At 58.8% G+C, this 13,674-nt stretch carries 12 protein-coding genes; 2 read left to right on the forward strand and 10 right to left on the reverse strand.

Translation table 11 applies throughout. The features are described from left to right. Window position 1 precedes the first annotated feature (1 nt). From era to hemW, 10 genes are all read right to left on the reverse strand, one after another. Window positions 2-1,039, reverse strand: a complete 1,038-nt coding sequence (gene era, locus ACLI1O_RS08860; protein WP_023023416.1) for a GTPase Era — start codon at window positions 1,037-1,039, stop codon at window positions 2-4. Window positions 1,040-1,952: 913 nt separating this feature from the next. Continuing rightward, window positions 1,953-2,972, reverse strand: coding sequence for a formamidase (locus tag ACLI1O_RS08865; RefSeq protein WP_023023423.1), 1,020 nt, complete (start codon window positions 2,970-2,972; stop codon window positions 1,953-1,955). 127 nt (window positions 2,973-3,099) lie between these two features. Beyond that, window positions 3,100-3,948 carry a pyridoxal kinase PdxY gene (gene pdxY, locus ACLI1O_RS08870; RefSeq protein WP_284771590.1) on the reverse strand — a complete coding sequence of 283 codons (849 nt, stop codon included), beginning with the start codon at window positions 3,946-3,948 and terminating at the stop codon, window positions 3,100-3,102. A 51-nt stretch (window positions 3,949-3,999) separates the two neighbouring features. Continuing rightward, complete coding sequence (gene ybeY / locus ACLI1O_RS08875; RefSeq protein WP_239268616.1) at window positions 4,000-4,620, reverse strand: rRNA maturation RNase YbeY; 621 nt, start codon at window positions 4,618-4,620, stop codon at window positions 4,000-4,002. After that, complete coding sequence (locus ACLI1O_RS08880; RefSeq protein WP_005284200.1) at window positions 4,621-5,598, reverse strand: PhoH family protein; 978 nt, start codon at window positions 5,596-5,598, stop codon at window positions 4,621-4,623. 10 nt (window positions 5,599-5,608) lie between these two features. Continuing rightward, on the reverse strand, window positions 5,609-6,352 hold the full coding sequence (locus ACLI1O_RS08885) for a 16S rRNA (uracil(1498)-N(3))-methyltransferase (RefSeq protein WP_239268617.1): 744 nt from the start codon (window positions 6,350-6,352) through the stop codon (window positions 5,609-5,611). Beyond that, a complete protein-coding gene (gene dnaJ, locus ACLI1O_RS08890) occupies window positions 6,352-7,497 on the reverse strand; it encodes a molecular chaperone DnaJ (protein WP_239268618.1) in 1,146 nt (381 codons plus the stop codon). The genes ACLI1O_RS08885 and dnaJ overlap by 1 nt, the downstream gene beginning before the upstream one ends. Before the next feature lie 80 nt (window positions 7,498-7,577). Continuing rightward, a complete protein-coding gene (hrcA, locus tag ACLI1O_RS08895; protein ID WP_239268619.1) occupies window positions 7,578-8,618 on the reverse strand; it encodes a heat-inducible transcriptional repressor HrcA in 1,041 nt (346 codons plus the stop codon). Window positions 8,619-8,630: 12 nt separating this feature from the next. Further along, window positions 8,631-9,803 (reverse strand): ATP-binding protein, encoded by a 1,173-nt coding sequence (locus ACLI1O_RS08900; protein WP_239268621.1) that lies wholly within the window; start codon window positions 9,801-9,803, stop codon window positions 8,631-8,633. Window positions 9,804-9,912: 109 nt separating this feature from the next. Beyond that, a complete protein-coding gene (gene hemW, locus ACLI1O_RS08905) occupies window positions 9,913-11,052 on the reverse strand; it encodes a radical SAM family heme chaperone HemW (protein WP_239275175.1) in 1,140 nt (379 codons plus the stop codon). Window positions 11,053-11,201: 149 nt separating this feature from the next. Between hemW and ACLI1O_RS08910 the strand changes: the two genes are divergently transcribed. Together ACLI1O_RS08910 and ACLI1O_RS08915 are read left to right on the forward strand one after the other, a co-directional pair. Further along, window positions 11,202-12,590 (forward strand): hemolysin family protein, encoded by a 1,389-nt coding sequence (locus tag ACLI1O_RS08910; protein WP_239268625.1) that lies wholly within the window; start codon window positions 11,202-11,204, stop codon window positions 12,588-12,590. Continuing rightward, window positions 12,590-13,648: a CNNM domain-containing protein gene (locus tag ACLI1O_RS08915; RefSeq protein ID WP_239268627.1), complete on the forward strand. Its 1,059-nt coding sequence runs from the start codon at window positions 12,590-12,592 to the stop codon at window positions 13,646-13,648. Before ACLI1O_RS08910 ends, ACLI1O_RS08915 begins: the two co-directional genes overlap by 1 nt. Window positions 13,649-13,674 lie beyond the last annotated feature (26 nt).

Below are 13,674 nucleotides of genomic sequence, written 5' to 3' on the forward strand. Positions count from 1 at the left end.
TTTAGAACCCGAGCCTGCCCAGCGACTTGGCATCAGATTGCCAGTTCTTCAGCACCTTGATGCGCAGATCCAGGTACACGTTCTGGCCCAGTAGCTCCATGATTTCCTTGCGGGCATTGCCCACGATGCGGCGGAAACGCAGGCCATCTTTACCCTCGATGATCCGCTTTTGCCCTTGACGCTCCAAGTACATGATGGCGTGAATATCCAGCACTCCCTCACGCGTGCGCGAAGGCAGCATTTCATCAATCTGCACCGCAACCGAGTGTGGTAGCTCTGCCTTCAGGCCAGAGAGCGCAGCCTCACGGATGAGTTCTTCGATGCGCTTTTCTTGCCCCTCATCCGTGATGTGATCATCCGGGTAGAACTTCGGGCCCTCCGGCAAGTGCTCCACGATGACCTGCACCAAGTCATCCAGTTGCACGCCCTTTTTACTAGAAACCGGAATCACCACGGCCTCCGGATCTTCTTGCGCCAAGAGCTCGTGCAAGGCCAAAAGCTGCGCGCCCACCTGGTCCTTAGAGGCTTTATCCAGCTTGGTCACGATGCCGATGATGGGGGTCTTCGGCGCAATCGAGCGCACATTATCCAGGATCCACCGGTCACCCGGACCGATCTTCTCATCAGCAGGAATGGTCAAGCCGATGACATCCACATCCGCATACGTTTCTTTAACCACTTCATTAAGCCGCTCGCCCAACAAGGTGCGGGGGCGGTGCAGACCCGGTGTATCCACCACGACGACCTGTGCGTCCTCGCGGTGAACCAGACCGCGGATGGTGTGGCGGGTCGTTTCCGGCTGGTCCGCGGTAATGGCGATCTTTTGGCCCACCAGCGCGTTGGTCAGCGTGGATTTACCCGTATTCGGGCGGCCCACAAAGGATACGAATCCAGAGCGGAATCCTTCTGGGGTATCCGTGTACTGCGAATAATCTAACGGAGCTGCCTTCTCCCCGGCGGCTTCCGGAGCAGCATCATCGGGGTCATCTGGCAGGCCCTCGAATGCCGCATCAAACTGTGTATCAATGTCAGAACTCATTACCTGCAATGATAACCCACCGCACCAAAATCTCCGATTGTTTCACGCGCTAACAAATCTGCAGGCTAAGCTAAGACCGTTCTCTCCTCCTCGGTGTATTTCTCACCGCTTCCTGAAAGGCACTCCGCCATGCCAACCGAGTTTCCCCTACTGCTCCTGGGCGCTCTTCTCACCATTTCCATTAGTGCCTGTTCATCCCCTGATGCTGGCCCTTCGCCTTCCGAAGAGGAATCCACAAGTACTTCTACTAGTTCATCATCCAGCTCATCTAGTGCGTCCTCTTCGAGCAACGTTGCACAATCCACTACTCAAGAGCCCACCTCCGAAACCCCAGCAGAGCCAGAAGCCCAAGTAGCAACTGAGGAGTCAGGCGCACAACCACAAGCGGCAGCCGCTGAGCCAGAGCTGTTGTACTGCGAAATGGGCCTTGGCGCAGTCGGGAGATTTTCTGATGGCTCTTCGCACCAAACTGAACTGTGCAATACCCCTGCACTCCAGCGTTCCGTGAGCGCAGAAGGAGTATGCGGTGGCCTTAATGGATACTTGCTTTATCCAGACGAGTGGCCAGAACTTTGCAACGGCGGCGCTCCATATTCGGGACCGCCGCAGGGTGGAGCCTCGTCAGAATTCTATGACGAAGATTCTCTCGCGGGAACGCCCTCGGAAACACAAGGGGAAGGCCTCTAGAGCGGTGCCTCGAACCTGTATCCCGTCTACCTTTTCGCAGATGCTACAGGTCCACTGCAACAACTGAGCATATTCGCGCCTGAAATGTAGCAAATCGCGCTCAGATATACCCGAGGACCCTGACCTTTTGATTTTCCCTCTAGGCCAACACCAGCCCGAAGGCCCCGCACCCTCAAAATAAACGAGGGTGCGGGGCCTTCAATAGCTAAGAGATTTAGCCGGGTGTCTATTTCTTGAATTCATCCGGAAGCGGGCCAAGCTGCGGTCCGTCCGGGTAGTACTTCCAGCCGTCCTTGATGCGGACATCATCGGACCACGGTAGTTTGTACTCGCCCTTGGCAAGGTCTTCTACCCAGGTGAGGTAGTTTTCGGTCTTTCCGCCTGGGTAGCCAACGTAGCCGCGATTGCCCAGGTTGAAGATGTTGTTTTCGAGGCCCCAGTTGATGCGCGCCTTATCAGCCAGCGCTGGGAATACCTCTGCAGTAACGATTTCGCCCGGGTTGCGGTGGCCCTCAGAAATCATGTGGCCGTCATAGTTGCAGACATTGCCTTCACCGAAGTAGTAGAAGACTTGGTCATAGCCCGCCAAGTTCACCGATGCCGTGTACATGAGGTTCTGGAAGGCGTTGGTCTTGTTGGTCATGATCCACTGGTCTTGGGTTTGGGTGGAATAGCCCGAGATGCGGATGTAGACATTGGCGCCCTTATAGGCGGCTTCGCGGGCGAGCTCAGGGAACATGCCGTCGTGGCAAATATTGACCGCGAGCTTGGACCCCTTCGGGCCATCGCATACCGGCATCCCCAAGTCGCCCGGGTACCACGGCTCGATGGGGGTCCATGGCTGCAGCTTGCGGTAGTGCAGCGCAATCTCGCCATCGGAGTTGATGATAATCGCCGTGTTGAACGGGGGCTTCCCCTCTTCGTGGTTGGGTTCCATGATGGAGAAGACGCCCCAGACGTCGTTATCCTTACAAGCCTGCTTGTACTGGTCCACCTTGGGGTCATCGAGGCCGATGAGGAATTCATCGTAGGACCAAATCTTGGTGTTCAGGCCCGAAGAGGAGTATTCCGGAAAGACGATGAGATCTAGGTCTGGGTAGCCAGCCTTGGTCGAGGCCACCATGCGGCAGATTTCATCGACGTTTGCTTGAACGTCTTCCGGGGAATTGACTACGGGAACTGGGTATTGAATAAGGGCCATCAACAGGCCGTCGGGGGATGCGCTGATACTTCCGGTGCTGGACAAGACGGGACTCCAATCACGTCGTTGATTACGTTACACCTATCACTTTATAGGTATTCAGCAAGTTATGCACCAAAACAGCGGATTACTTGTCTCGGATTGCAGACCACACCACTCCACCAGTGCAGCTTTAGAGCTCCTCCGCCTGGAATTGCATACTCGGGTGGGCGAAGGCGTCCTGAGCTTGAATAAGCTGCAGCTCAGTGGATTCCGCTTCATACGTCGTACGCAGAAGCTCGTAGACGGAAGATGCGGTGCGGCGCAGCGCTTCTTTCACGTCATGGGTTTCAACGTAGTGGCCGGTAAACAGCGCGGCGGTCACGTCGCCGGAACCGTTGCGCTTAAACGGCAACAGCGGGGTCGAGAGCAAGAATGCGCGCTCACCGTCCACGGCGAGCATCTCGATCTGATCCGCAGGGGTTTCCGGGCGCTTGACGGAGGTAACCAGTACCGTCTTCGGCCCCATTTCCTGCGCCTTCTTCACCGCCGCCAAGGTCTGGTCCAAGGTGCTGACCTCGGTATCGGTGAGGTAGCCCAGCTCGAATTGGTTGGGAGTGATGATATCGGCAACGGGTACTACGCGGTCACGTAGCAGCGGCGGGATGTCATCGGAAACGAAGCAGCCCGACTTCGCATTACCCATCACGGGGTCGCAGGCGTAGAGCGCCTTGGGGTTGACGGCCTTGATGCGGCGGACGGTATCCACGATGGCATCGGCAATGTCGGAGCCGCCCTGGTAGCCGGAAAGGATGGCGTCGATGTTTTCAAAAGCACCGCGCTTTTCGATGCCATCGATGATCGACGTGACATCACTGGCTGGAATCATCGGCCCGCCCCAGTCACCGTATCCGGTGTGGTTGGAAAAATTCACCGTATGCACGGGCCACACCTCGTGGCCGGCGCGCTGGAGGGGAAAGACGGCCGCGGAATTTCCCACATGGCCGTAGGTGACATGAGACTGGATGGAAAGGATAGTCATAGCTATCCATTGTGCTACTGACTGTGCACAGAGACAAAGGAAGGGGCGAAATTATTCTCGGGGTTCCTCGTCGCGTGGTTCCCCAATCGCGGGAATGCCGCCGCCCGGTACCTGCTCATCAAGGCGTGCTCGCTCGGCAGCGTCTGGGAAGGCCTTCGGGCCCGAGGGCTTTGGCTGGTAGCTCTTCCCGCGTGCGGCGAGGTCATCGTACCAATCCGCCAGCAGTTCATTCTGCCGGGCAAACATTTCCTTTTCTTCCGCCGCGGTGGCGTGATCGTAGCCCAGCAAGTGCAAGCAGCCGTGCACCGTCAACAGCGCGAGCTCGTGGCCGAGCGAATGCCCGGCGGCATCGGCCTGGCGGAGGGCGAACTCGGGGCATAAGACGATATCGCCAAGCATTGCAGGCCCCGGATCGGCGGCATCGGGGCGCCCGCCACCAGAAGTGGCACCGGGGGTAAGTTCATCCATGGGAAAGCTCATTACATCGGTAGGGCCTTCCAAGTCCATCCAGCGGATGTGCAGATCCTCGATGGACTTCAGGTCCACGCAGGTAATGGTGCATTCCGCATCGGGGTTGATGTCCATTGCGCCGAAGGAATAGGAGGCGACATCGATCAGCATCTCCTCGTTGACGCCATCAAAACCCGACTCATTGAGAAACTCGATACTCACTTATTTCCCCTCGTTTTCCGCAGCCTGCTTATTGTCAAAGGAATCATAGGCATCCACGATGCGGCCCACCAGCTGATGGCGCACCACGTCCTGGGCGCTGAGATCCGCAAAGTGGATATCGTCCACGTTATTGAGAATTCGCCGCACAATACGCAGGCCAGATACCTGCCCGCGTGGCAGATCTACCTGGGAGATATCGCCGGTGACCACAATGGTGGAGCCAAAGCCCAGGCGGGTCAAAAACATCTTCATCTGCGCCGGGGTGGTGTTTTGCGCCTCATCGAGGATGACAAAAGCATCATTGAGCGTGCGCCCGCGCATATACGCCAGCGGGGCAACCTCGATGATGCCGGCATCCATCAGCTTGGGAATCATCTCCGGATCGAGCATGTCCCGCAGCGCATCATAGAGCGGGCGCAGGTACGGGTCGATCTTGTCATTGAGCGTGCCTGGCAAAAAGCCGAGGTTTTCGCCCGCCTCAACCGCCGGACGGGTAAGAATGATGCGCGAGACCTGCTTATTTTGCAGCGCCTGGACGGCCTTCGCCACCGCCAGGTAGGTCTTGCCGGAACCGGCCGGGCCAATGCCAAAGACCACCGTATTATTGTCGATGGCCTGCACGTATTCGGATTGCCCCACGGTCTTAGGGCGGATGGACTTGCCGCGGCGCTTGACGATGTCCGCCGCCATCGCCGCTGCCACCGACTGCGGCGCCTCTACGGCCACCATGTCCATGGTGTGCTTGACCGTATCGGTAGATACGGCATGGCCGCGCCTGGCGATGGCCTCGAGCTCATCGAGGATCTTCGCGGCGCGGGCTACCTCGTAATCGGGACCGGTGACGGTGACAATATTGCCGCGGGCAAAAAGGTCCGCATCGAGGCGGTCATTGAGCACGCGGAGGTTATCGTCCGCGCTGCCCAAAACGCTGCTGACATACGCGGAATCGATCTCACATTTCTTGGTGATGATAGGCACGTCTAATAGGCTACCAGCGCTCAGTCCGCATGCCGATAGCCGCCAAGGCCACCATCGCCGCGCTGGCGGTGCGCAGAACCTCCGGGCCTAATTTGATGGGCACGGCTCCTACCTCGCTCAGCGTTGTCAGCTCTTCTTCCCCGATGCCGCCCTCAGGTCCGACTAAGAGGAAGACCTCGCCGCGCAAGTCCACCTCGCGGATAGAGTCGGTGGCTTCCTCGTGCAGGACTAACACGCTCGCGGATTCTGCGTGCTCTGCCAGCTCCGCAACCAATTGGCGGGTAGTCAGCGGGCCGCGAACCTGCGGGATACGGTCTCGCCGGGATTGCTTTGCGGCCGCTTCGGCCGCGGCCTTCCATTTGACGACGGCCTTCGGCGCCTTCTTCCCGTCCCACTTGGCCACGCAGCGATCCGCCTGCCAGGCGATGATCTCATCCGCCCCGGCCTGTGTAGCCAGGTCAACGGCTAGCTCGGCGCGCTCGGATTTGGGGATCGCCTGCACCACGGTTACCCGCGGATTCGGCTCCGGAAGCTGGGTAACGGACTCGATGGTGCCGGTCAAGTGATCCTTGCCCGAGGTCTCGGTGACGGTGAGGGTGAGGCGGATACCGGTGCCATCGATAAGCGCCAGCTTCTCCCCCTGCTGCATTCGCTTGACCGTCACGGCGTGGCGCGCCTCGGGCCCAGACAGCGTGATGCTGTCTCCGGCCTGGGCGGCGGAGAGATCTGGGTGGATGAAGACTGGCAACGACATTAGCGGCGGAACTTATCGCGCAGGCGGGTAAAGAAGGAGTCTTCCTGCCCGTCGCTGGCGGTGCGCACGCGGGCACCCTCATCGCGGGTATTGCGGATCTTTTCCAGCGCCTCGCGGCTCTTGCGGTCCAGATCCTTGGGCACGACCACGTCCACGTGGGCAAAGAGGCTACCGTAACCGTCGGTGCGCAGGCGTGGCATGCCTGCGCCTTCCACCTTGATGGACTCGCCCGGCTGGGTGCCCGGCTCGATATCGATGGTGAGCTCCTCGCCGTTGAGCTGATCGATGGTGAAGTTGGTGCCCAGCGCAGCATCGATCATCGGCACGTGCACGGTGACGTTCAGGTCATCCGCATTGCGCTGGAAGACCTCATGTTCTTGCGTGTGCACCTCCACGTAGAGGTCACCGGCAGGGCCACCGCCGTGGCCGACCTCGCCCTGGGAGGCCATACGGATGCGCATGCCATCGTTGATACCAGCCGGGATGGAGACCGTAAGGTCGCGGCGCTTTTTCACGCGGCCATCGCCGGCGCACTGGTTGCAGGGATCCTCAATGATTTCGCCAAAGCCCTGGCACTTCGGGCACGGGCGGGTGGTCATCACATTGCCCAAGAAGCTGCGCTGCATCTCCTGAATTTCACCCATGCCGTTGCAGTTATCACAGGTAACGGGCTTGGACTTGGAGTTCGAGCCGGTGCCGCCGCAGGAGTCACACAGCACCGCGGTATCGACGGTGACCTTCTTCTTCAGGCCCGTATAGGCTTCTTCCAGGGTAATCCGGGTGCGCAGGAGGGCATCGTTGCCGGGCTGCACACGCGACTTAGGCCCGCGGGATCCGCCGCCGGCGCCACCGCCGAAGAACTCGGCGAAGATATCGCCCAAGCCACCGCCGCCAAAGCCGCTAAATCCGCCGGCACCGGCGCCTTGCTCCATGGGGTCGCCGCCCATGTCGACGATCTGGCGCTTTTGTGGATCCAGCAAAACTTCTTGGGCAACCGAAGCCTCGCGGAATTTCTCCGCCGCTGCCTCATCATCCGGGTTCACATCCGGGTGATACTTGCGGGCCAGCTTGCGGTACGCCTTCTTAATTTCCTGGTCCGTTGCGTCCTTATCAACACCGAGGATGCCGTAATAGTCACGAGCCACTGTTAGAGATATTCCTTCTCGATCGTTTTGTTGGTATTACCTTGCAAAAATTTATGTAGCGACCGGCTAGTCTACTCGCACTACTCGCCGGCCAAAATTTCACTCACGTATTGTGCAACAGCAGAGACTTTAGAGATTGTTCCCGAATAGTCCATAAACGTCGGCCCCACCACTCCAAGGCCACCTAGCGTCGCCGCCTGTCCCCCGGTTCCAAAACCATACCCGGCGGCAACGACGGAGGCATCGCGCAGTTGATCCTCTTCGTTTTCGTCCCCGATCACCACGGAAACATTGCCTAAGTCCGGCACGCGTGCCAGCAATTTCAACACGACGACCTGTTCTTCCAGGGCTTCGATAATTTTGGGCAGTCCTTCCGGAAATTCGCGCGCGACGCGGGTGAGGTTCGAGGTACCCGCCAAAATCAAGCGATCGGAAGGCTGTTCCACCAAGGTTTCAATGAGCGTGGTCGCCACCTTGAGCACGTGGTGGCGAATATCCAGCGGGGCGTCATCGACGAGGTGGGCGAGCTCCACGGAGGCATCAGTAAGCGTCTTGCCCACCAGCGCATTATTGACGATGTCCCGCAGGCGATACGTCTGATCCTGGTCGATGACCTCATCTAGTTCCACGTTGCGCTGATCCACGCGGCCGTTATCCGTAATCAGCACCAGCAGCACCCGCACCGGGGACAACGTGACGACCTCGCAGTGCTTGACGCGCGAGACCTTCAAATTGGGCAGCTGCACCACGGCCGCCTGCTCAGTGACCTGGGCCAAAAGCTGCACGGAGCGGCGCAGGACATCTTCGAGGTCTACCCCGCCTTCCAAGAAGCTCAGCATCGCTTTGCGCTCTGGGGTAGAAAGCGGCTTGACCTCGTGCAGGGAATCAACGAACTGCCGGTACCCCTGCTGCGTGGGAACGCGCCCAGAACTGGCATGCTGCTGCGAAATCAGCCCCTGCGATTCCAGCACGGCCATGTCATTGCGGATGGTCGCGGAAGAAACGCCCAGCCGGTAGCGCTCTACCAGCGTTTTAGAGCCCACGGGTTCCTGGGAGGCAATGTAATCCGCAACGATGGCCCGCAGGACCTCCTTGCGGCGGGCATCAGTTGAGGTAGACACTTCTCAGCGCTCCTATTCTCTACGGCGTTTAATAAATTCTTGAAAATTGGGGACGGTATATCGCACCTTGCCATGTTCGGGTGAATAAATCAGCCCCTTATTAATAAGGTTTGCTCGAACTGGACCCAATTTACTGGTTTCCTTATCCAAAAATTCAGCAATATCCTTGGTCTCAGCGGATTCACCCCCGATTTCCGCCATAGCGATCAGGTATTCCCTTTCAGCAGGGGTAGCCCGGTCCCACTGAGCTTGAAAGAACCCAGAATCTAGTTGGTTGATGCCCAACCGTGCTGCCTGCTGCGCATGATTGAGCGAAAATGGAGAACTCTGTCCCACTCTCCAAATCTGCGAACCGAATTCTTGCAGAAAGTAAGGATACTGGCCGCTAACTTCTACGAGATGATCCAATGCATCATCCTGAAATTCCACGTCTTGGCGTTCCGCAGGTTCAGATAAAGCGAGCCGTGCCGGCATCATTCCTAGACGGTCAATATTGTGAATTTCAAACATTCGCTCTGCGTAAGAGCGTGAACGCGCCACCTTTCCTGGAAGGCTCGGCAGTCCAGCCCCGATGATATAAAACGGGAGCCTATTTTGACCTGCCTCGTGCTGCGCAGAAATCAAGGCCTCGAGCATCTCTTCATCGAGATCTTGCATTTCATCAATGAACAGCGCCACCGCTCTTTTCTCTTTCCGCAATGCTTCCGCAGTTGCAGAGACCACATCTTGTAGATCAAGTTCCAGATTTCCTGTTAAAGGTGGAAATTCTTTCGGCTCCACACCCAAATCAATCGTGCCAGCCCCTAATGAAACATTAAAAGCCGCAACTGCCCGCGTTAATGCCGCTGCGCTTTCTTTAACTTTGATTTTCGCACGAAAACGAAGAGATGCTTTTGCCAGCCCATCCGCAATCGCTCTACGGACGCTTTCGTGACCTCGTGTTCCCTGGGAAGCCTCGACTTTAACCGTCAGCCAGTCGTTTTGATCCGCACGAGTTTTAAGCTGATTCAATAAAACTGTTTTTCCCACGCCCCTTAAACCAATGAGCAGCATTGGGCGTCCCAAAAGATCGTTTTCCGCGCGCTTGATGAGGTTATCGAAGGCTTGTAAATCCTTGTCTCGCCCCGTAAGAACCGTCGGCGCAAGCCCAGAGCCTGGGGTATAGGGGTTGAGTGCGTCGTCCATGCCCAAAGTCTAACAAGAATAAGGCCGAATAAGGGGTTTTGGTGGTTCAGGGACAAATATAAGGGGTTTTGGTGGTTCAGGGGCAAATATAAGGAATTTCTGACGGCGGCTAGGACTCTTCGGCGATGAGGAGGTCGGAGACGATACCATCGGCAAGCAGGCGCCCAGGCTTGGTCACTCGCACGCGCTGGCCGGCGCGCTCGAGCAGGCCGCGGTCGATGAAGTCCTCCAATGCCGGGGCAGCGTGGGCATCGAGCCAGGATTCTGGGATGCCCTCGCGCAGGCGCAGGCCCAGCATCACCTTTTCCATGTGGCGATCGGCACCCGTTAGGGTTTCGCTGTCTTTGATGGGCAGCTCGCCGTTTCCTAGCGTTTGGATATAGCGGCTAGGGTGCTTGACGTTATAAAAGCGCTCGTCGCCTAGGTGGGAGTGCGCACCAGGACCTGCGCCCCACCAGTTGCCGTCCACCCAATAGATGCGGTTGTGCTCGCATTCGCCGCCGGGCAGCGACCAATTGGAGACCTCGTACCACTCGAAGCCGGCGTCTTCGAGGGTGGAAGAAATCATTTCATAGCGCCGGGCCAGCACGTCTTCATCCGGGGCGGGCAGCAGCCCCTTATTCACCTTGCGGGCCATACGCGTGCCGTCTTCTACGATGAGCGAGTACGCGCTGACGTGGTCGACGCCGGTCTCCAGCACGCGGTCCAAGGTCTCGCGGACGTTATCGTCGGTTTCGGTGGGCGTGCCATAGATCATGTCGAGGTTGACGTGCTGGAAGCCTGCCTCCCGGGCCTCGCGCGCGGCGGCGAAGGCGCGTCCGGGGGTGTGGGCGCGCTCGAGCACTTGGAGCACGCTGTGCGAGGCGGACTGCATGCCGAGGCTGATGCGGTTAAAGCCGGCATCGGCAAGCGCGGCAAAGTACTCCGGCGAGGTGGACTCCGGGTTGGACTCGGTGGTGACCTCGGCGCCTGGGCTAAGCCCAAAGGTAGAGCGCACCGTATCCAGGATGCGGCTCAGGCCCTGCCCGCCCAGGAGTGAGGGCGTGCCGCCGCCGATGAAGACCGTATCCGCGGTGCGCCCCACGCGGGTGGCCGCCATCTCCAGCTCCTTGTTCAAGGCATCGAGGTAAGGGCCGGTGAGATCGCGCGGGCTGCCCAACTCGCCGGGGGTATAAGTATTAAAATCGCAATAACCGCAGCGGGTGGCGCAAAAGGGAACGTGGATATACAGCCCGAATGGTTCAGTCATGAATCAAACTCTAATAGGCAGGGAACAAAATGGCCGAAATGGGTGTTAAACATGTAGTATATTGCCAACTTCCCGCGTATAGAAAGGTACCTTCAGTGGAGCCTCCCAGTCGATGTCCCCGCCACCTTATAGGCGGTGGGGAGTAACTCATGTTATCGGCTATTATGATGATCCTGGCAGGCTTTATCGTCATCGGGCTCATCATCGTCGCGAACGCTTATTTCGTGGCACAAGAGTTTTCATTCATGTCCGTGGACCGCACCCAATTGCGGTCCATGGCCGCTGAAGGTGATAAATCCGCCCAGCGCGCGCTGGACATCACCAAGCGCACCTCCTTCATGCTTTCGGGTGCGCAGCTCGGCATTACCATTACCGGCCTGCTTATTGGTTATGTGGCAGAGCCCCTGGTGGGCCAGGGCCTTGGCGTGCTGCTTGGCGGAGTGGGAATTCCCACCGGCGTGTCCGTGGCTATCGGCACCATCGCGGCGCTATTTATTTCCACCATCGCCACGATGCTCTTTGCGGAGCTTTTTCCTAAGAACTACACCATCGCCGCGCCCATGAAAACGGCGCTGCGCCTGGCCGCGTCCACGCAGTGGTACCTGCGCATTTTCGGCTGGCTCATCCGCTTTTTCGAGTATTCCTCCAATGCGATTTTGAAGCTCTTTCGCATCGAGCCGGTAGAAGACGTCGACTCTTCCGCTACTGCCGATGACCTCGAATCCATCGTGGATTCCTCGCACGAAACCGGCGTCTTGGATGAGGACACGTACATGGTTTTGGACCGTTTGCTCGACTTTCCCGAGCACGACGTCGAGCACGCCATGATCCCCCGCTCCCGCGTGGACGTCATTGATCCTGGCACCACCCTGGGCGAGGTGCGCGAATTGATGTCTGAGAACCATACGCGCTACCCCGTCATCGATGATGAGCACAATCCCATCGGCGTGGTGCATCTTTTCGATGTCCTGGGCTCCGATCTCCCTGCCGCCACCAGCGCCACCGCCATCATGCGCGAGCCCCTGGTGGTTCCGGAGCTTATGCCGCTTCCCGATGTCGTCGATGAACTGCGCGGCGAAGAACAAAAGCTGGCCTGCGTCATCGACGAGTACGGCGGATTCGTCGGCATCGTCACCATGGAGGACCTGGCCGAGGAGATTCTTGGCGATGTCACCGATGAGCACGATATCGAGGAAACCGAAGAAATTACCGAGCAGGACGAATCCCACTGGCTGGTCGATGGCGATACCCCGCTGGATGAAATCGAGCGCGCCATTGGCCACGATCTTCCAGAGGGCGATTTCGAAACCATCGCCGGCCTGCTCATCGCGCACGCCGGTGCCCTGCCTGAGGTGGGCGAAATCCACACCATCGCCTTGGAGGCAGAGCCGGATGACTGGGTGGATCAGGATGAAGCACCCACCCGCTCCATCCGCATGCGCGTGGATGACGTGGACCGCCACGTGCCATCCTCCCTGGCCATCGAGCTCATTGAGGACTATGTCCACGACAGCGATGACGAAGAGGAGGAGGCATAATGACCGATACGTGGTGGTTCAACCTCATCGTCACGCTGCTCATCATCGCCGCATCCGGCTTCTTCGTGGTCATCGAGTTCTCCCTCATGGGTTCGCGCCGCAACCGGCTCGAAGAAAACGCGGAGTCTTCGCGCACCGCCCGCGCCGGTCTGCGCTCGCTCAATGAGCTGACCATCATGCTGGCTGGCGCGCAGTTGGGCATTACCGCCGCCACCTTCGTGCTCGGTGCCGTGACCAAACCGTGGGTCCATCACCTTCTGATGACCCCGCTAGAGGCCCTTGGCCTGCCGCTGGGCATTGCCGATGTCGCCAGCTTCATCCTCGCGCTGTTCATCGTCACCTTCCTGCACCTGGTGCTGGGTGAAATGGCGCCTAAGTCTTGGGCCATCGCCCACCCAGAATCCGCCCTGCAGGTCATTGCCATTCCCGCCCGCGGGTTCGTGTGGGTCTTCCGCCCGCTGCTGAAGTGGATTAACACGATGGCCAATAAATTGGTGGCCATGACCGGCGAGGAACCGGTCGACCGCGCCGGCGCCGCCGGCTACGATGCCGAGACGCTACGCACCTTGGTCGAGCACTCCCGCGAGACCGGCGCGCTCGACGATAATTCCGCCAACCAAATTTCCGATGTCATCGAGCTCGAGAACTCCACGGTGGGTGCCATGGCGCGCGCCCACGGCTCAGAGGTCGTGCCCCTGCCTTCCGATGCCACCGTGGAACAGCTCCAAGAGCTCGTCCTGCGCAAGAACATCATGCGCGTGCTCGTCTTCCCCAAGGATTCCCGCGTCCCCCGCGTGGTGCACGTGCGCGATACCCTCATGGCGGATCCCGATACCCCAGTCCTCGAATTCTCCCGCGCCCCGATTTCTGTCTCTTCTGCCACCACCGTGCAAAAGACGCTGGATCACATGCGCTCCCGCAATGAGCAGCTCGTCGTCGTGGGCAAGGCAGATAAGGACAAGGCCGTGTGGATCCTTACCTGGGATGACATCATGGGCCAGCTGTGGCCGCAGATTACCGAGCAGCTGGACAAGGTCACCCCTCCCCCAGCGGTATAGCGTCCTCATCGAAACCAACCGTCCCC

The sequence above is a fragment of the Corynebacterium sp. LaCa78 genome, from assembly GCF_046717505.1.
Lineage (GTDB): Bacteria > Actinomycetota > Actinomycetes > Mycobacteriales > Mycobacteriaceae > Corynebacterium.